Source organism: Aeromonas sp. ASNIH8, from assembly GCF_002919855.1.
GTDB classification, from domain to species: domain Bacteria; phylum Pseudomonadota; class Gammaproteobacteria; order Enterobacterales; family Aeromonadaceae; genus Aeromonas; species Aeromonas caviae.
Window position 1 is genome coordinate 1 of the sequence record NZ_PQLN01000091.1, and the last position, 17,255, is coordinate 17,255.

Consider the following 17,255-nt stretch of genomic DNA (forward strand, 5'->3'; position numbering starts at 1 on the left):
TGTTTCCAGTCAATGACATCTGGTGACGGCAGTTATTGCATTGCAGCACGCGTGGCCGACTTTTCAGGCGACAGCAGGTCTTGTTGGCGCACTCAGGACAGATGAAACCGTTCGGAAAACGCCAAGCAAGCAGCGCGTTTTCGCACTGCGCTTCAGTGCCATAGTCCTTGAAAAAATCAAACAGGCTGTAGCCTTTCTGGAATTGGACTTTGCTTTTGGCCATGATCTCGCACCTCAGTAACTGTACGTAAGATCAGTATAGCTCGTGGTGACTGCTAATCATGGGTAATCAGGAAAAGGTAACAAAGCCTCTACAACAGATGGGTATTGGCTTGTAAAAAAAGGCGATATTGTAGTTAATAAGTTGCTGGCATGGATGGGTGCAGTTGGTTATTCAGATTACAATGGCGTAACAAGCCCTGCTTACGATATTTTACGAGCAACAAAAAACATCAATCCAAAATTCTATCATTATCTATTTAGAACAAACCTTGCACAGAGAGAGTTTAAACGGTGGTCTCGTGGAATTATGGAAATGCGTTTACGTTTGTATTTTGATGAACTCGGTCGAATACAAATGCCGATGCCTTGTAAGTTGGAACAAGATAGTATTGTAACTTTTATCGAAAAAATGGAATTCCAGTTTGATGAGTTAACTGATCGTGCCATAAAACAAATTACACTGCTCCAAGAACGTCGCACCGCTCTTATTTCTGCCGCCGTGACCGGCAAGATTGATCTGCGTGGCTGGCAGCCACCCAAGCGCGAGGTGGCGGCATGACTTATGACCTGGCGAATCTATTTTTGAGTGGAGTTTCTGCTCTGACCTCTGTTTATCAGGCCGCGATGGATATATCTGATCGAACAAGGATGCTGAAGAAGGCAGATCATCGATTAGCAATACCATTACAGCGTGGTGGTAAATCTGTGGCTGTTATTGATGGACAGTTACTCAAGGAGTACGACAAGAAAATCCGTCTGGCGGTCGACCAACATATGCTAATGCTTCGAGAGGGGCCCGATATCGCGACTTGTGCCAGGATAGCCGAAGAAGCACAACAGAGTGTTTGCTTCTATCTGCATGAAATCAAACGTCATAATGCGGGACAACTATCAACCAAGAAATTACAGGATTGGTGGGCATCGTATCGCTGCAATGAGCAGTATTGTGGAAGGGACCAAGATCTTACGGAATAGCTATCGAACTCAGGTTCAATGGTTCGAGCTATCCGCCTCCATCCTAAGGTAACTGTGCTCTGACTCTATGGCACTCGCACCTAAGGCCATTCCGCCTATAACGAATTTTTACCGTGGACACCCCAGCCACTCGAATTTATGGACTAAGCATCATGGATAGCAAAGCACGGGAAAGAGCCTTTCAGGATCATATCGTTAACGCATTGCAAGCCAGCGGCTGGCTGGTCGGTGAGTCGGCCAAGTACGACTGCGAGCGGGCGCTCTACCCCGAGGACTTGCTTGCCTATGTGCAGCAGAGCCAGCCTGAAGGCTGGGCCAAGTTCTGCAAGACCTATGGCGAGGAGCCGGAGCGTCATCTGCTCAATGCCGCCGTGCGGGCGCTGGAAGGCCAGGAGCGCGGCACCCTGTGGCTGTTGCGTAACCAGATTGAGGATCGCGGCCATCGCCTGGCTGTGGCGACCTTCAAACCGGACCATGATCTGAATCCTGAGCTCACGACCCGCTATGCCATGAATCGTCTGCGCGTGGTGCCGGAGCTGGTCTACAGCCCCCACGGCTACGATGGGCGGCTGGATCTGACGCTGTTTTTAAACGGCCTGCCGATTGCGACGCTGGAGCTCAAATCCTGCTTCAAACAGAGTCTGGAAAACGCCAAGCAGCAGTACCGCAAGGACAGGCAGCTGAAAACAGCGGGTAAGGTCGAGCCGCTGCTGGCCTTCCGCCGTGGCGCCCTGGTCCATTTTGCCGTGAATCAGTTTGAGGTGGCGATGACCACCAAGCTCGCAGGCGAAAGCACCTATTTTCTGCCCTTTAACCGGGGCACCCGTGACGGTGGCGCCGGTAACGATCAGCCAGAGAGCGGCTATGGCACCGAGTATCTGTGGCAGGAGATCCTGCAACCGGAGGCTCTGCTCAAGATCCTCGGCCGCTATATGCACCTGCATGTGCAGCATGAAGAGGACGATCTGGGGCGCCTCAAGAAGAAAGAGAGCCTGATCTTCCCGCGCTATCACCAGTGGAACGTGGTAGAAACCCTGCTGGGCGCTGTGCGTGACGAGGGCAGTGGCCAGAAGTATCTGATCCAGCACTCGGCGGGCTCCGGTAAATCCAACTCCATCGCCTGGCTGACCCATCAGCTTGCCTCACTGCGCAGCGGTAGCCAGAAACAGTTCGATTCGGTGATTGTCATTACCGACCGCACCGTGCTCGATAGCCAGTTGCAGGAGACCATAGCCCAGTTTGAACATGCCGATGGCGTCATTTCCCGCATCAACCGTGAAGAGGGCGATGGCAGCAAGTCGGCCCAGCTGGCTGGCGCCCTGGCCAACGGCACGCCGATTATTATCGTCACCATTCAGACCTTCCCCTATGTGCTCAAGGCCATCCAGGAAACCACCAGTCTCAAGGGCAGCCGGTTTGCCGTGGTGGCCGATGAAGCCCATTCCAGCCAGACCGGCAAGACTGCTCGCCAGTTGCGCGAGGTGCTGATGGCCGAGCAACTGGATGATGAGGAGGAGCTCTCGGCAGAGGATGTGATCAACCTGACGCTGGCCGCCCGGGCTGGCAGTGCCAATATCAGCTACTTTGCCTTCACCGCAACGCCCAAGGCCAAGACGCTGGAGCTGTTCGGTCGCAGACCGAAGCCGAATATGCCGAGCAGCAACGACAACAAGCCGCAGCCGTTCCACGTCTACACCATGCGCCAGGCCATCGAAGAGGGTTTTATCCTCGATGTGCTGAAGAACTACACCAGTTACCGGCTGGCCTACAAGCTGGCGATGGAGAGCGCAGAGGCCGACAAAGAGGTGGACAGCAAGCGGGCCAAGCGCAAGCTCTCCCAGTGGGTGCGACTGCACCCGCACAACATAGGCCAGAAGGTGCAGGTGATCATCGAACACTTCCGCCAGAACGTGGCACCTCTGCTGGCCGGACAGGCCAAGGCCATGGTGGTGACCAGCAGCCGCATGGAGGCGGTACGCTACAAGCTGGCGTTCGATAAGTATGTGCAGGAGCAAAAATACCGGGGCATCCGCGCCATGGTAGCTTTCTCGGGAGAGATCGAGGCTGACGGCCAGAGCTTCACCGAGCGCAACATGAACCCGGAGCTCAATGGCCGGGATATGCGCAAGGCGTTCGATACCCAGGATTATCAGGTGATGCTGGTTGCCAACAAGTTCCAGACCGGCTTTGACCAGCCCAAGCTGTGCGCCATGTATGTGGACAAGAAGCTGACGGGCGTGGACTGCATCCAGACCCTCTCGCGCCTGAACCGGACGTGTCCGGGCAAGACCTCCACCTTCGTGCTGGATTTTGTCAACGATCCGCAGGATGTGCTGGAGGAGTTCCAGAAGTATTACGAGACGGCAGAGCTGGAAACCGTCTCGGATCCCAATCTGGTCTATGACCTGTTCCACAAGCTCAAGAGCACCGGCATCTTCACCTGGAATGAGGTGGTGGCCTTTACCGATGCCTATTTCGACCCGAAACGGGGTCAGGAAGCCATGCTGGGTTATATCAAACCGGCAGTCGACCGCTTCAGCAAACGCTATGGCTTCACCACCGAGACCATCCGCGAATGTCGGCGCATGTTGAAACTGGTTGAACAAGGCGGCTCGGCCACCGACAAGGCCAATGCCGAACGGCGCCTCAAAGAAGCGGGCGAAGCCCGCTCCGAGCTCGATATCTTCAAGAAAGACCTCAACGGCTATGTGCGCTTCTACGAGTTTGTCTCGCAGATCACCGCCTTTGATGACTATGAGATGGAGCGGCTGTGTGTCTTTGCCCGCCATCTGTTGCCGCTATTGCGTCAGGAGATCCTCGAAGAGGACGAGATCGACCTCTCCGCCGTGATGCTCACCCACTACAACCTCAAGGCCAAGCGCACCCAGGATCTGAAGCTCAAGGAGGATGCCGAAGGCTATGGTTTGCAGGGCATCTCGGCTCTGGGCAGTGCCGCACCGAAGGAGGAGAAGAAAGACTTCATCTCGGAACTGCTGGCGCGGATGAATGACCTGTTCGGTGTCGAAGTAACAGAGGGCGACAAGCTCGACTGGCTGCACGGCATGGCCAGTAAGCTGAGTGAAAACACGACACTGATGGAGCAGGTCAACAACAATGATCGCGACGCAATCATGCTGGGTGACTACCCCAAGGCCGTGGATGAAGCGGTGATCGCACGCATGGACACCCAGCAAGGCATGTCGCTGGATTACCTCTCCGCCCCAGAGAAAGCCGTAGCCCTGCAACACCTGTTGCTGGATCTGCTGCTCAAAGGGATTGGGGGTTGGCGAGATAACGCCGCCAAATAGCAGAAATAAAAAACCACCCGAAGAAAGGGTGGTTTTTATCATCTGTTGCCTTGGTAGGGCGCCAGGTAGTGATTTTCCATAAGACGAGTTAAATCTACCTGTGCCTTGGGAAGGTGCGAATAAGTCACCAAGTACAAAAATACGCCTTTGTAAGCATTTGAATTAAATCGACTAAAATTTTCAGTTTTGTTGTGGAGGGTACTTGTTCTCACCTTCCGTAGTATGACCTCTATAAGCAGAGGAAGACGTTCGACAAGTTGTGTAAACTTTTTTATCGTAAATGCATAAGATGTTTACACGAACTGCATTAATGATAGGTTTAATGCGATTTAAGAGCATATGGGTGAGATAGCAAGGTGGATAGAACCTGTGGTTACTTGGCTTGCACTCAACCAACTCACACACACAGTGGCAGTTACACTGAAAAGTTCCTGCCCTTCCGTTCTGATCCCCTGCGGCAGGCCCTGATTCATCAGGGCCTTTTTTTACCTGTTTCTGACGCATTCACCTCCCCCGACGACCATGTTGCTGCCACTTTCCCCCGCTTTACGTCCCCTTCGTCCAGGCTTGTGGCTATCATCGAGACGATTTCTCCCTTCGGGAACCTGCATGAACTACTTGAGCCGTCTGCTGTGCCTCGCCCTGCTGATGTTCGGCGGCCACCTTGCCGCGGAGCCGCTGCGGGTGGGTGTCAGCTTTGCCATTCCTCCCTATGTCATCAGCCACGAAGACAGGGGCATCGAACTCGATCTCATGCGAGAGGCCTTCGCAGGCAGCCCCCATGAGCTGCAGGTCGTCTATCTTCCCCTGGAGCGCACCTTCAGGATGCTGGAGGAAGGCAAGCTGGACGCCATCATCAACGTCAAACCCGGCATGCTGGAAAGTGCCTACCTCTCACAGCCGGTGATCACCTTCCACAACCGGGTCTTCACCCTGGCGCCGACGGCAGTCCACACCATGAAGGATTTGCAGACCCTGCGAGTCAGTGCTTTCCAGCGTGCACGACAGATCCTGGGAACGACCTTCTCCGACATCGTCGACCAGAATCCCCGTTATGAAGAGGTGGCGAGGCAGGAGGGACAGGTACAGCGGCTCCTGCTCGGGCGCACCGATGCCGTGATCCTGGAACAGCGGGTGTTCTACTACTATCTGGCGCAGTTGCTCGGGGATGACCAGGAGGGCGACCGCTATCCCAAGGACAAGGTCGGACAGCACGACCTCTTCCCCCCGACTCACTACCACTTCGCCTTTCGCGAGGCGGGCCACCGGCAATGGTTCGACAGACAGCTCGCCAAGATGAAGGCGGACGGGCGCTATGAGCGGATCTTTGCCGCCTATGGCACCACCTCTACTGCCGGAGACAAAAAAGCCAGCCCATGATGGACTGGCTTGATACCGGCTCCGGGGAGCCGCAGTGGATGGAGCGTTACTTCATCGCGCTGCCGTTTTTCAGCTCTGCTTTCTGACGTTTGGCTTCGCGTTTCTCTTTCAGTGACATCTGCGGTTTTTTCTTGGCATCTTTGCCGTGATGCTGTTCTTTGTTGCTCATCATCAGACTCCAAAAAGGTTACCTGGACAGTTGGAACGGGTGTTCCAGCATGTCAGCCGAATCGTGGATTTCAGTACGCCAACAGTGACGATCGGGGATCGCACTGGCCTCAGCATACTCCCAATCTTCCGCCGGGATCCAGCCTCCCGGCAACGCCTGTCAGCCAGGCGTTCCCGTCGCGTGCTCCCCTCGGAAATGACGACCGGGCGACACTTTTGACATCCTGGGACGGATGGTCAGTCTGTCCCCGATGGAGGTGTGTTAGGGTGGGCATTCAACGATCGCAGGAGCGCGTCATGAAGAAGCTGGAAATGAAGGATCTGACCGAGGCCGAAAAAGCCGAGATTGCCCTGCTGGTGCAAAAGGCCCAGGCCAATGCCGATCACACCCTGACCAACGGGGAGCGCAACAAGATCCGCGAAGCAGGACGCCAGAAGATCGCCGCCGATCGCGCCCAGGCCGCCAAGGCGGCTTCCGCACTGGCGCGGGAGAAAGCCAAGGAGCGAGCCAGCGCCCAAGTGCTGCCTGACACCTTCAGCTGGTCCGATTCCGTCAGCAACAAATACCGTGGCAGACGGTAACGGCAGCATGAATGCACGCAGATGACGCTGCTGCATAAAAGGGGGCTGGCAGAGCGTCCTGTCATCCCCCTGAAAAGGGCAGCAGGAGGCGCCTGGCAGCTGATGCACACCCGGATAAAACGCCTATCCAGCCATCACTGACTGAAACGAATACCAAGATAAAGATTGCCATGACAGGGTGTGCGTGTTCTAATCGTTTTCGATGGTTCGGTAGTTCAGACCTGATTATGTTAGGCAGTCATCTTAAAGCAGTGATTTGTGCAGGCAGTTATCCCCGATAATTCTTGCCAGATAATTCTCCTTCTTTAGTGCTCCCCATACGTATTTCTGACGAAAAATCATGGATTGCCGCTCAGGTGGCGTTTCACTAATCACTACTCAAGGAAATTATCATGTCCAAAATGACTGGTACCGTAAAATTCTTCAACGCCGAGAAAGGCTTCGGTTTCATCTCCCCGGCTGACGGCAGCAAAGACGTGTTCGTTCACTTCTCCGCCATCCAGTCCAACGGTTTCAAAACCCTGGAAGAAGGTCAGCGCGTTGAGTTCACCATCGAGCAAGGCCAGAAAGGCCCGGCTGCTGCGAACGTCGTTCCGCAGTAATTCAAGCCGGAGCACCTTCCCCTCTTTGGGCAAGGGCCTCAGCAAGAATTGAAAAAACCCGCTTCGGCGGGTTTTTTGTTGCCCGTTTCCGGGTGACCGGCGTGTTGCCCTGCTTCCCTCTCGCCACGGCCAGCAAAAAGGGCACCCTGGTGGTGCCCCATTTCCTGGTCAGGTTCCTTACAGGGGCAGGCTGATCCGCGCCTCCAGCCCCCCCTCCTGGCGATTGTGAAGGCTGAGCTCACCGCCGTGCTGGTGCACCAGGGTGCGGGCGATGGCGAGCCCCAGTCCCACGCTGCCAGACTCGGTGTTGCGGGCTTCATCCAGGCGCACGAAGGGCTTGAACACCTCCTCCAGCTGGCTCTCCGCAATCCCCGGCCCCTGATCGCGAACCAGGATCAGCAACTCGCCGTCACCGCGCACCAACGAGACCTCGGCCCCCCCTGCGTACTTGATGGCGTTGCCGATGAGGTTTTGCAGTACCCGGCGCAGGGTGTTGGCGCGGCAGGCGTAAACCTGCTTGCCCTCGGCCAGGCAGGTGACGGGCTGGCCCATGTCGGCATAGTCGTCACACAGGCTCTCCAGCAGGCTGACCAGATCCAGCTCCCGGGTCGCCTCCTGCTGCCCCTCCTCCCGGGCAAAGCTCAGGGTCGCCGCCAGCATCTGCTCCATCTGCTGCAGGGTCTGCTGGAAGCGGTCCTTGTCTTCCCCGTCCGCCAGAAACTCGCTGCGCAGCCGCAGGCTGGTGATGGGGGTGCGCAGGTCGTGGGAGATGGCGGCCAGCATCCGGGTTCTGTCCTGCACGAAGCGATCGAGCCGGGTGTGCATCCGGTTGAAGGCCTGGATGGACTCGCGGATCTCGGTGGGCCCCTCCTCACGCAGGGGCTCGATGTCCTCACCACGCCCCAGCCTGTCGGCGTTGGCCGCCAGTTGCTTGAGGGGACGGGTCGCCCGGCGGAACAGCCAGATCATCAGGCCGATCACCAGGCTCGCCACCAGCAGCAGGTTGAGGGTGGTCTGCCAGGACCAGCTCGCCGTCTCCTTGTCCACCAGGGAGCTGAACTGGAGCCAGCCGCCGTTGGGCAGTTCGATGGAGCCGTAGAGCCGCATGTCCTGGGGCGGCGGCATGCCGTTGCGATCCTTCATCATGCGGTTGTGGTGCTGCCAGGCCCGGCTGCGCTGGATGTCCTGCTTCAGCTCGGCGCTGATCTCCACCGCCAGGGAGGATGGATAGCCGAGCTTGGCCCGCACCAGCTTCTCGAAGCGGGGGCTGCGGTTGTCCGGCTGCAACGGTTCGTCGGCCAGACGCAGCAGCAGGGTCTCGCTGCGGCTTGCCTTGAGGATCTCGTGATAGAGGGAAGGAGGGGAGAGGGAGAGCAGGCGTACCACGGAGATGATGCGTTGCATGGCGTTGCGGCTGTTGACGTAACCGAGGGCCTCCTCCCTGTCCGAACGGTAGATCTGGATACTGAGCAGCTGGATCAGCACCAGCCCCGCCAGGGCCACCAGCACTATCTGGCCGGTCAACCCCTTGGGCAGCAGCTTGGCGAAGACGCGCTTGATCATGTCGGCCTCACTCCTGGGTCACGTCGGCGGCGAACAGGTAACCGCCACCCCAGATGGTCTTGATGAGCTCGGGATTCTTGGGATCCCGCTCCAGCTTGCGCCGCAGTCGGCTCACCAGGGTATCGATGGCGCGATCGAAGGCCACCGCCTCCCGGCCACGGGCCAGATCCAGCAACTGATCCCGGCTCAGCACCCGCTGGGGCCGCTCCAGAAACACCTTGAGCAGATCGAACTCGGCGGTGGAGAGGCTCATCCCCACCCCCTCCTCGTCCACCAGCTCCCGGCGATTGACGTCGAGCAGCCAGCGATCGAAGCGCAGATCCCGGGTCAGGGTCTCCGGCACGGGCAGGCTCTCCGCCTGGGTGCGGCGCATCACCGCCTTGATGCGGGCCAGCAGCTCCCGCGGGTTGAACGGCTTGGAGAGGTAGTCGTCCGCCCCCATCTCCAGGCCGATGATGCGGTCCGTCTCCTCCCCCATGGCGGTCAGCATGATGATCGGCAGACGGGATTTGACCCTGAGCTCGCGGCACAGGGTGAGGCCATCCTCCCCCGGCATCATCAGATCCAGCACCAGCAGGTCGAACTCCCGCTCATCCAGCAGCCGCTTCATCTCTTTACCATCGCGGGCGCAACTGACGCGCATGCCATGCTGCTCCAGAAAGCGCTTGAGCAGATCGCGGATCTCGCTGTGGTCATCGACCACCAGAATATGAGGGCTGCCTTGGTTCATCATCATCTCTCCGTTATCGGGCTGGGGCGATTATACGAAAATCAACCGGGCGGGTTGTGTCAAAGTGTGCCAGCACGCCCCTGTGCCACACTCTGCTACAAAATAGGCTTCTACTGGCAAATTTCAGACACTTCCACGGTGTTTACTGGATACCAAGGCGAAAGAGCCTCTACCCGTACACATCCGACAGGAGTTACCCATGAAAAAGCTGACCAAGACCCTGCTGACCGCCACCCTGATCCTCGGCCTGCCGCTGGGCGCCTATGCCGCCAGCGAGGCGGTCTCCACCGCGCAACCGACCCAGGCCACGGCGACCGGTTGCCCCATGGACGGTACCGGCATGATGGGCGGCAAACATCATGGCGGCCGCCACGACAAGATGGCCCGCATGAAGAACATGACCCCGGAACAGATCCAGGCCCATCTGCAACAGCGCTACGACAAGATTGAAGATCCGGCCAAGAAGGCGGAGTTCGTGAAGAACCTTGGTCTGCGTGCCGACGGCATGATCAAGCATGCCGAGGTGATGAAGCAGTTCGCAGAAGCAAACCAGTAAAGCGAAGTAATGAAGCCGTTTGCCGAAGCAGACCAGTAAGTCGAGATGATCAAGCAGTTCGCAGAAGCAAAGCAGTAAGTCGACGTAATGAAGCGGTTTGCCGAAGCAGACCCGTGAGCCGGCGGGGCCCTGCCCCGACACCGGCGAAAACGACAGGGTGGCGCAAGCCACCCTTTTTTTGTCTCCCCCCCAGTTTTTTCACCTTTTCCTGCCTGGCCGCATCATGTTATGTGAGCGATAACAAACGTTTCACTTTCGAAATAAATCATAATGGCCCCTCACACAACAGATGCGGGCACGATCCCGGACACAGTGGACAGGAGTCGTTATGGGATGGAATCTGGGCACAATCAAGGGGCGCTATACCGCCGTTTTTCTGGGCTTCATGGCGCTGGTGTGCGCCCTGACGGTGATCGGCATCCAGATCTGGATCACTCCCGCCCTGCAAAAAGCGGGGGAGGAGAACGTGGCGCTGCGAGTCGGCGAGATAGCGACCGATATCCGTGACCAGCTCAACGGGGTACAGACCCAGTCGCGCAGCATCACCCAGCTGGTGGCACAACTGCCGAGCGAGCAGATAGATGCCCAGCTCCCGGCCCTCATCGACCAGTACGGCAACGGCATGGTCTTCGGTGGCGGCATCTGGCCCCTGCCGGACAAGCGGGAGGCGGGGCGCGCCAAGTTCAGTACCTTCTTCCACAGGGATGCCTCCAACGCCCTCATTCCCAACACCTACTGGAACTCGGCAGAGGCGCCCAACTATTTCGATCAGCCCTGGCACAAGGCTGGCCAGCAGGCGCCCCGTGGCGTCTGTGCCTGGGCCGCCGCCTACAAGGATGGCGCGAGCCAGCAGCCGAGAACCAACTGCGCCATGGGGATCTACCAGGATGGCGCCCTCTACGGGGTGTCGACCATAGACGTCACCCTGGGCTTCTTCAACGACCTGGTGGCCAAGAAAGAGCAGGAGATCGGCGGTCAGGTGATGATCATCGAGGCTGACGGCAAGATCCTGAGCCGCAACGCCCGTCTGACCGGGGATGTGGTGCTCGGCAACCTCTCCGCCCACGCTGACTATCCCTTCGCCCTCGCCATCAGCGGCCTGCTGGGCCAGGATGCGAGCAAGGGGCAGCTGCGTACCACCTTCCAGGATCAGGGTGAGGAACAGACCCTGCTGATGGAGGCCATCGAAGGGACCCCCTGGTTGCTGGCCGCCGCCCTGCCGACCCGCACCCTGACCCAGGACAGCCGGGATGTGCTCGCCACCCTGGCGAGCATCCAGCTCCCCCTGGCGGGGCTGCTGTTCGTGCTCATGGTGCTGGCCATCAGCCAGCTTGGCAGCCGCCTGCAGACCCTCAAGCTCAACATCGACGCCCTCAGCGCCGGCGACGCCGATCTGACCGCCCGCATCCAGGTCAAAGGGCATGACGAGCTGGACAACATCGCCCTGTCGGTCAACCGCTTCATCGCCTTCCTGCAACAGATGATGGTGCAGGTGACCGCCGCCACCGACCTCATCACCCGCGAGCTGGCCCAGCTCGATCAGCAGACCGGGCAGGCCAGGCGGATCCTGGGAGAACACGCCAGCGAAACCGATCAGGTCGTCACCGCCCTCAACGAACTCAGCTCCACCGCCGACAGCGTTGCCCGCCACGCCAACGACTCCGCCAGCTTCACCGAGGCCGCCAACGGTCAGGCGGCCAGCTCCCGCAAGGTGGTGGGATCGGCCTCCGCCAGCGTGGTGGCCCTCATCGACGAGGTGGATCTCGCCGCCGCCAAGGTGCTGGAGATGCAGGAAGATGCCCAGCAGATCGGCAGCGTGCTCGGGGTGATCGGCGGCATCGCCGCCCAGACCAACCTGCTGGCGCTCAACGCCGCCATCGAGGCGGCCCGGGCCGGTGAACAGGGCCGGGGCTTCGCGGTGGTGGCCGACGAGGTGCGCGCCCTCGCGGCACGCACCCAGAACAGCACCGCCGAAGTGGGCAGCATGTTGTCACGGCTCACCCAGGGGGTCGCCGAGGCCGTGGTCGCCATGGAGCAGACCAAGCGCAGTTGCCAGGCGGCGGCCGACACCACGGGGCAGGTCACCGGCGGCCTCGACACCATGGCCGACGCCGTGGTGCAGATCCACGATCTCAGCAGCCAGATCGCCACCGCTGCCGAGGAGCAGAGCCGGGTGACCGAGGAGATCAACCGCAACATGGTGAGCATTCGCGACATGCTGAACCTCCTGGTGGAGAACGGCGGCAACACGGAGCAGAGCGCCGCCACCCTGCTGGGGTCCAACCGCCAGTTGCTGGCTCTGGTACACCGCTTCAAGGTGTGAGCCTGAACACCAGGCAGCAAAAAGGGGCCCGCGGGCCCCTTTTTCATTCACTTTGCCAGGACTCAGGCCTTGTTGGCCAGGTTCAGGGTCTTCACGGTCTCGCCTTCGAACTTGATGACCACATTCTTCTGGGCCACTTCGGAGTCTTTCAGCAGGGACTTGGTGGTCTCGGCCAGCAGCGGGGAGGCCTTGTTCAGAGCGTCCAGGTCATAGGTCCATACTTCCAGACCGGCGTCGGTCTTGGTCTTGGTGCTGGCCGGGGCGCCCAGCTTGTCCTTGATGGCCTGCTTGTTGGAGCCGCCTTCCTTGATGTCCAGGGCCTTCTTGATCGCTTCGTTGGAAGCGGTGTCCATGGCGTTGCCAGCCATCTCTTTGGCGGTGCTGGTGACGCTGCTGGTCACGGTGTCGGTCAGGGAATCCATCAGGCCGGCGTGGGCTACCAGAGGCAGGGCGGTCAGGGCAATCAGCAAGGACTTTTTCATGAAGATACATCTCGCAAGAATGAAAAGAGCGCGCATGAAACCAGCGGGATGAATTGGAGTCAAGAAAATCCCTTGGTCAAGCCGTATTCGGGGGGGAAAAGCCCCGTAGCGGCTCCGACCAGTGCCCTTGTCAGCCGCTGAGCTGGTCCTTGCCCGCCAGCTTGGCCCGGTAGAGCGCCCTGTCGACCCGCGCCATCAGGTGGGACACCTGCTCGTCGGGGTCGGACTCCACCAACCCGAAACTCAAGGTCACGGGCTCGATCCCCTTGACCCTGGCATGGCTCAGGCGCTGCCTCAGCTTCTCGGCCACCACCCGGGCGTCGGGCAACCGGGTATTGGGAAGCACCAGCATGAACTCGTCACCCCCCCAGCGGGCCAGCAGATCGATCTCGCGGATGCAGCCCCGGGTCAGCTGCACGATATCGATCAGGGTCTGGTCCCCCACCCCGTGGCCATGGCGATCGTTGATCTGCTTGAAGTCGTCCACGTCCATGGCGATCACGGCAAAGGGCTCCTTGAAGCGCTTGGCGCGCTCATGCTCCAGCCGCACCGCCTGCTCCAGCCGATAGCGGCTGGCCGCGCCGGTCAGGGAGTCCGTCTCCGCCAGGCGGCGGTTCTCCTCCACCTGGAACTGCAATGCCTGGTTGAGCCGCTCCAGTTCGGCGGTACGCTGCGCCACCTGCTGCTCCAGGGTGCGGTTTTGCAGCTCCAGCCTGGCGTAGAGTTCCCGCTGGGCGTGGATGTTGCGGTGTGCCCCCACCATCCTGGCGACACTGCCGTCCGGGTTGCGTGCGACGATGCGGCCACAATCCGCCACCCAGAGGTAGTCACCGTTACGGCAACGGCAGCGGTATTCGGCCCGGTAGTCCGCCGCCCGCCCACTCAGGCAGGCATCGAAGCTCTCCATGACCTGTGCCAGATCGTCCGGGTGGATCAGGTTCTCCCAGGTGAAGACGGTGTTGTCGAGGGAGTGGGGCTCATACCCCAGCATCTGATACCAGCCGGGATAGCGATGGACATAGCCGGTGTTGGCATTCCAGTCCCAGAGACCGTCGCTCACGACCTCCAGCATGCCGCTCATCACGGCCTCGTCGAGGGCCGGTAGCCTTGTCATCTCATTGTCATGCAGCATGAAAACCTTCCTTGTTCTGCTACTCGGCGCCACGGATCCGCTTGTTGACCTGGCGGGAAAACCGGGCCTGCCGGTCGAGCCTTCAAGGGGGCGACTGGCCTCGACACCCCGTCATGACGGGTTATCGGCCAGGTTGCCCTCTTGTTGAACAACAGTAGCAGCCCGCACACTTTCTAGTCTTGCGCGCCGTCACGCTCCCTTCCGTTCTTCTGCTGGCCAGATTGCACCACGGCGGTGCACACCTTTGGCGCAGCCCTGCCCATATTGGGCAAGCCTCGCTGACCAGTGCTGCGATTAATAAGTAAGTGCATGAATAAAAAGAAAAATACTTTTCTGGCGCAATATTTGCCTTTATCTGGGTGAACCACAAGGATTGGGGATATTGCATGAAATTAATCACCGCCATCATCAAGCCGTTCAAACTCGACGACGTGCGCGAAGCCATCGCCAACCTCGGCGTCGAGGGGCTGACGGTTTCCGAGGTCAAGGGGTTTGGCCGCCAGAAGGGGCACACCGAGCTGTACCGGGGTGCCGAATACCAGGTGGATTTCCTGCCCAAGGTAAAGCTGGAGATCGCCACCCTGGCCGACAACGTCGAGCAGATCATCGAAGCCATCAGCAAGGCCGCCCACACCGGCAAGATAGGTGACGGCAAGATCTTCGTTTATGACCTGCAGGCCGCCGTGCGCATCCGCACCGGCGAGACCGACGCAGACGCCCTTTGATACGACTGGAACTGAGGAATACGACATGGAAGAGTTGATCACATCCGTCAGCGAGCTGCGCTATGCACTCGACACCTTCTACCTGCTGATCTCCGGCGTGCTGGTCATGTGGATGGCCGCCGGGTTCGCCATGCTCGAAGCCGGCCTGGTCCGCGCCAAGAACACCACCGAGATCCTGACCAAGAACATCCTGCTCTATGCCATCGCCTGCATCATGTTCCTGCTGGTCGGCTACAACATCATGTACGTGGACAACAGCGCCGGCGGCTGGCTGCCGAGCTTTGGCAGCCTGATGGGCAGCCAGGCGGACGACGCGGGCCACTCCCTGCACGCCGACTTCTTCTTCCAGGTGGTGTTCGTCGCCACCGCCACCTCCATCATCTCAGGTGCGGTGGCAGAGCGGATGAAGCTCTGGTCCTTCCTGCTGTTCTGCGTGGTGATGACCGGCTTCATCTACCCCGTGGAAGGCTACTGGAGCTGGGGCGGCGGCTTCCTGAAAGAGGCGGGCTTCTCCGACTTCGCAGGCTCCGGCATCGTCCACATGGCGGGCGCTGCCGCTGCCCTGGCCGCCGTGCTGCTGCTCGGCCCCCGTCGCGGCAAATATGGCAAGCAAGGGGAGATCTACCCCATCCCCGGCTCCAACCTGCCGCTCGCGACCCTGGGCACCCTGATCCTCTGGATGGGCTGGTTCGGCTTCAACGGTGGCTCCCAACTGGCGCTCTCCAGCGCCGCTGACGCCACCGCCATCGGCACCGTCTTCGTCAACACCAACGCCGCCGCGGCCGCCGGTGTGGTCGGCGCCCTGCTGGTCAGCAAGCTCACCTGGGGCAAGGCGGATCTCACCATGATCCTCAACGGCGCCCTCGGCGGTCTGGTCGCCATCACCGCCGACCCGGCCTCCCCCAGCCCGCTGTTCGCCAGCCTGATCGGCGCCCTGGCCGGTGCCCTGGTGGTCTACGCCATCGTCGCCTTCGATCGCCTGAAGATCGATGATCCGGTCGGTGCCATCTCGGTACACGGCGTCTGCGGCCTGTTCGGCCTGATGGTGGTGCCCTTCTCCAACACGAGCGCCACCTTCGGTGCCCAGTTGCTGGGTGCTGCCACCATCTTCGGCTGGGTCTTTGTCGTCTCCCTCGTGGTCTGGAGCCTGCTCAAGGCCACCATGGGCCTGCGGGTCAGCGAAGAGGAAGAGATGATGGGTGTGGATGTCCACGAGTGCGGCATCGATGCCTACCCCGAGTTCGTCAGCGTCAAATCCAGCATCTAAGCACGCCATCTGCTTGCGGGGCCCGGGGGACACCTCGGGCTCCGTTTTTTTTGGCGGCTCGGCGCCCCTGAAGGCAGGAGAGCAGTTCGAGTGATACCACTCTGCCACGCAACCGGTGAACCCTCTGCTTTGCCCCCTCCCCTTGGCAGGGGGAGGAGCAAGCAAGCGCCCCTGGCTGGACGAATCAAATAATCGAGGTGGCAGCCACGTAGGTTCGATTAGCGAAGCGTAATCGGACAGCGGTAACAGCATTGTTCCCTTCTCCCCTTGCGGGAGAAGGGTCGGGGATGAGGGGCAGGAAAAAGAGAGTTCGCGGTAAACGTTGGGCTTCGCTACGCTCAGCCACAACCTACAAAATCGGTAGGCTGGTACTGAACCTGCGCAGCCCAACATACGAGATATAATCAAACCTCAATCTTGAAAATAAATATACAATAATAATGAATGGCTTTTATCATATGATTTATATTATGTACTTCCCTAAACAACATTAAAATTTTACGCATAAACTCCAAAAAATATATTTCATCAAAATTCTTTCTCTCTAAACCTTCTTTAGTAGGATATATTTTTATAAGCTGTGTCGACTCAGTATATTCATACTTGTAATGCGCAATGCCATTTCTTAATCGACTGTCAACTGCCTCAGCAGCAACCCTATAAAATGAATCATCTAAAGCAGCCAACTTGTTACCAAAGTCAACGTCAGCAAACCTATCCAAAGATGAATAACCTCGAATAATTTCTTTTTTCTTGTTTAGCCTAACTTCATCACTAAACATGTTGTGATCGCCACGTTTTATTAGATTATTTATTCCAGCAACTAATGTAAGTTGACGTGAAAATACTTCAGCCAAATCCTTGTATAAGTTATTACAACTATCAAAGTCTGCACTCGACACTCTTGCTGGCGTCAATCCAATATTATAACTGTCCACATAATCATAATATAGCGCAGGTCGTAACGGCAAATCTAAGGAAGGTGCGAATAAACGGGGAAATTCTTCTCGGCTGACTCAGTCATTTCATTTTTTCAGTTTGAGCCGATCTTTTCTCCCGTAAATGCCTTGAATCAGCCTATTTAGACCGTTTCTTCGCCATTTAAGGCGTTATCCGACATTCCGCACCTGATTTAGGAATAAATTTGCCGATAGCGCTCACCCAATACCTCCAAAATGATCTGCTGGTCTCCTGTTAGCTCCGTTACTTGTGGCGGAGCTTCTCCCAGTCGATATTCATG

Annotated in this window: 17 protein-coding genes; 10 read left to right on the forward strand and 7 right to left on the reverse strand. The window is 58.4% G+C overall.

Annotation, left to right across the window (positions count from 1 at the left end):
- Positions 1-223: transposase (locus C3418_RS18800; RefSeq protein ID WP_146054115.1), on the reverse strand; the 223-nt coding region annotated here is incomplete at its 3' end.
- A 141-nt stretch (positions 224-364) separates the two neighbouring features.
- Between C3418_RS18800 and C3418_RS18805 the strand changes: the two genes are divergently transcribed.
- From C3418_RS18805 to C3418_RS18820, 4 genes are all read left to right on the forward strand, one after another.
- Entirely contained in the window at positions 365-781 is a 417-nt protein-coding gene (locus C3418_RS18805) for a hypothetical protein (protein ID WP_219812698.1), read from the forward strand.
- On the forward strand, positions 778-1,197 hold the full coding sequence (locus C3418_RS18810) for a hypothetical protein (RefSeq protein ID WP_103859059.1): 420 nt from the start codon (positions 778-780) through the stop codon (positions 1,195-1,197). The genes C3418_RS18805 and C3418_RS18810 overlap by 4 nt, the downstream gene beginning before the upstream one ends.
- 152 nt (positions 1,198-1,349) lie before the next feature.
- Entirely contained in the window at positions 1,350-4,505 is a 3,156-nt protein-coding gene (locus C3418_RS18815) for a type I restriction endonuclease subunit R (RefSeq protein WP_103859060.1), read from the forward strand.
- A gap of 609 nt (positions 4,506-5,114) precedes the next feature.
- Positions 5,115-5,885 carry an ABC transporter substrate-binding protein gene (locus C3418_RS18820; RefSeq protein ID WP_069785362.1) on the forward strand — a complete coding sequence of 257 codons (771 nt, stop codon included), beginning with the start codon at positions 5,115-5,117 and terminating at the stop codon, positions 5,883-5,885.
- A gap of 46 nt (positions 5,886-5,931) precedes the next feature.
- Here the strand turns inward: C3418_RS18820 and C3418_RS24840 are convergent, their stop codons facing one another.
- A complete protein-coding gene (locus C3418_RS24840) occupies positions 5,932-6,057 on the reverse strand; it encodes a hypothetical protein (RefSeq protein ID WP_257520123.1) in 126 nt (41 codons plus the stop codon).
- A gap of 293 nt (positions 6,058-6,350) precedes the next feature.
- Between C3418_RS24840 and yjbD the strand changes: the two genes are divergently transcribed.
- Both yjbD and C3418_RS18835 read left to right on the forward strand, forming a co-directional pair.
- Entirely contained in the window at positions 6,351-6,635 is a 285-nt protein-coding gene (yjbD, locus tag C3418_RS18830; protein WP_039040119.1) for a DUF3811 domain-containing protein, read from the forward strand.
- A gap of 392 nt (positions 6,636-7,027) precedes the next feature.
- Positions 7,028-7,237: a cold shock domain-containing protein gene (locus tag C3418_RS18835; protein ID WP_010675897.1), complete on the forward strand. Its 210-nt coding sequence runs from the start codon at positions 7,028-7,030 to the stop codon at positions 7,235-7,237.
- Between the two features lie 177 nt (positions 7,238-7,414).
- Here C3418_RS18835 and C3418_RS18840 read toward each other — a convergent pair whose 3' ends face one another.
- Together C3418_RS18840 and C3418_RS18845 are read right to left on the reverse strand one after the other, a co-directional pair.
- The gene (locus tag C3418_RS18840; RefSeq protein WP_103859061.1) at positions 7,415-8,800 is read right to left on the reverse strand and encodes an ATP-binding protein; all 1,386 of its coding nucleotides are present in this window, start codon (positions 8,798-8,800) and stop codon (positions 7,415-7,417) included.
- A 7-nt stretch (positions 8,801-8,807) separates the two neighbouring features.
- The gene (locus C3418_RS18845) at positions 8,808-9,530 is read right to left on the reverse strand and encodes a response regulator (protein WP_010675899.1); all 723 of its coding nucleotides are present in this window, start codon (positions 9,528-9,530) and stop codon (positions 8,808-8,810) included.
- A 199-nt stretch (positions 9,531-9,729) separates the two neighbouring features.
- Here C3418_RS18845 and C3418_RS18850 point away from each other — a divergent pair, with 199 nt between their 5' ends.
- Complete coding sequence (locus tag C3418_RS18850) at positions 9,730-10,086, forward strand: hypothetical protein (protein WP_010675900.1); 357 nt, start codon at positions 9,730-9,732, stop codon at positions 10,084-10,086.
- Positions 10,087-10,414: 328 nt separating this feature from the next.
- Positions 10,415-12,409 carry a methyl-accepting chemotaxis protein gene (locus C3418_RS18855; RefSeq protein WP_039040120.1) on the forward strand — a complete coding sequence of 665 codons (1,995 nt, stop codon included), beginning with the start codon at positions 10,415-10,417 and terminating at the stop codon, positions 12,407-12,409.
- Positions 12,410-12,471: 62 nt separating this feature from the next.
- On the opposite strand, the gene C3418_RS18860 is transcribed toward C3418_RS18855, so the two are convergent.
- Both C3418_RS18860 and C3418_RS18865 read right to left on the reverse strand, forming a co-directional pair.
- Positions 12,472-12,891 (reverse strand): hypothetical protein, encoded by a 420-nt coding sequence (locus C3418_RS18860; protein WP_103859062.1) that lies wholly within the window; start codon positions 12,889-12,891, stop codon positions 12,472-12,474.
- A gap of 130 nt (positions 12,892-13,021) precedes the next feature.
- Positions 13,022-14,023, reverse strand: coding sequence for a sensor domain-containing diguanylate cyclase (locus C3418_RS18865; RefSeq protein ID WP_039040121.1), 1,002 nt, complete (start codon positions 14,021-14,023; stop codon positions 13,022-13,024).
- A 386-nt stretch (positions 14,024-14,409) separates the two neighbouring features.
- Here C3418_RS18865 and glnK point away from each other — a divergent pair, with 386 nt between their 5' ends.
- Complete coding sequence (glnK, locus tag C3418_RS18870) at positions 14,410-14,748, forward strand: P-II family nitrogen regulator (RefSeq protein ID WP_010675904.1); 339 nt, start codon at positions 14,410-14,412, stop codon at positions 14,746-14,748.
- 25 nt (positions 14,749-14,773) lie between these two features.
- Positions 14,774-16,015 carry an ammonium transporter gene (locus tag C3418_RS18875; protein ID WP_103859063.1) on the forward strand — a complete coding sequence of 414 codons (1,242 nt, stop codon included), beginning with the start codon at positions 14,774-14,776 and terminating at the stop codon, positions 16,013-16,015.
- A gap of 404 nt (positions 16,016-16,419) precedes the next feature.
- On the opposite strand, the gene C3418_RS18880 is transcribed toward C3418_RS18875, so the two are convergent.
- A complete protein-coding gene (locus C3418_RS18880) occupies positions 16,420-16,872 on the reverse strand; it encodes a hypothetical protein (protein WP_146054130.1) in 453 nt (150 codons plus the stop codon).
- Between the last annotated feature and the right edge of the window lie 383 nt (positions 16,873-17,255).

What these genes read in the sequence shown, in the direction of transcription:
- C3418_RS18875 (WP_103859063.1), top strand. Translation starts at nt 14,774, where the DNA reads ATGGAAGAGTTGATCACATCCGTCAGCGAGCTGCGCTATGCACTCGAC.
- C3418_RS18860 (WP_103859062.1), bottom strand. Translation starts at nt 12,891, where the DNA reads ATGAAAAAGTCCTTGCTGATTGCCCTGACCGCCCTGCCTCTGGTAGCC.
- C3418_RS18855 (WP_039040120.1), top strand. Translation starts at nt 10,415, where the DNA reads ATGGGATGGAATCTGGGCACAATCAAGGGGCGCTATACCGCCGTTTTT.
- C3418_RS18850 (WP_010675900.1), top strand. Translation starts at nt 9,730, where the DNA reads ATGAAAAAGCTGACCAAGACCCTGCTGACCGCCACCCTGATCCTCGGC.
- C3418_RS18865 (WP_039040121.1), bottom strand. Translation starts at nt 14,023, where the DNA reads ATGCTGCATGACAATGAGATGACAAGGCTACCGGCCCTCGACGAGGCC.
- C3418_RS24840 (WP_257520123.1), bottom strand. Translation starts at nt 6,057, where the DNA reads ATGATGAGCAACAAAGAACAGCATCACGGCAAAGATGCCAAGAAAAAA.
- C3418_RS18840 (WP_103859061.1), bottom strand. Translation starts at nt 8,800, where the DNA reads ATGATCAAGCGCGTCTTCGCCAAGCTGCTGCCCAAGGGGTTGACCGGC.
- C3418_RS18820 (WP_069785362.1), top strand. Translation starts at nt 5,115, where the DNA reads ATGAACTACTTGAGCCGTCTGCTGTGCCTCGCCCTGCTGATGTTCGGC.
- C3418_RS18815 (WP_103859060.1), top strand. Translation starts at nt 1,350, where the DNA reads ATGGATAGCAAAGCACGGGAAAGAGCCTTTCAGGATCATATCGTTAAC.
- glnK (WP_010675904.1), top strand. Translation starts at nt 14,410, where the DNA reads ATGAAATTAATCACCGCCATCATCAAGCCGTTCAAACTCGACGACGTG.
- C3418_RS18845 (WP_010675899.1), bottom strand. Translation starts at nt 9,530, where the DNA reads ATGAACCAAGGCAGCCCTCATATTCTGGTGGTCGATGACCACAGCGAG.
- yjbD (WP_039040119.1), top strand. Translation starts at nt 6,351, where the DNA reads ATGAAGAAGCTGGAAATGAAGGATCTGACCGAGGCCGAAAAAGCCGAG.
- C3418_RS18835 (WP_010675897.1), top strand. Translation starts at nt 7,028, where the DNA reads ATGTCCAAAATGACTGGTACCGTAAAATTCTTCAACGCCGAGAAAGGC.
- C3418_RS18810 (WP_103859059.1), top strand. Translation starts at nt 778, where the DNA reads ATGACTTATGACCTGGCGAATCTATTTTTGAGTGGAGTTTCTGCTCTG.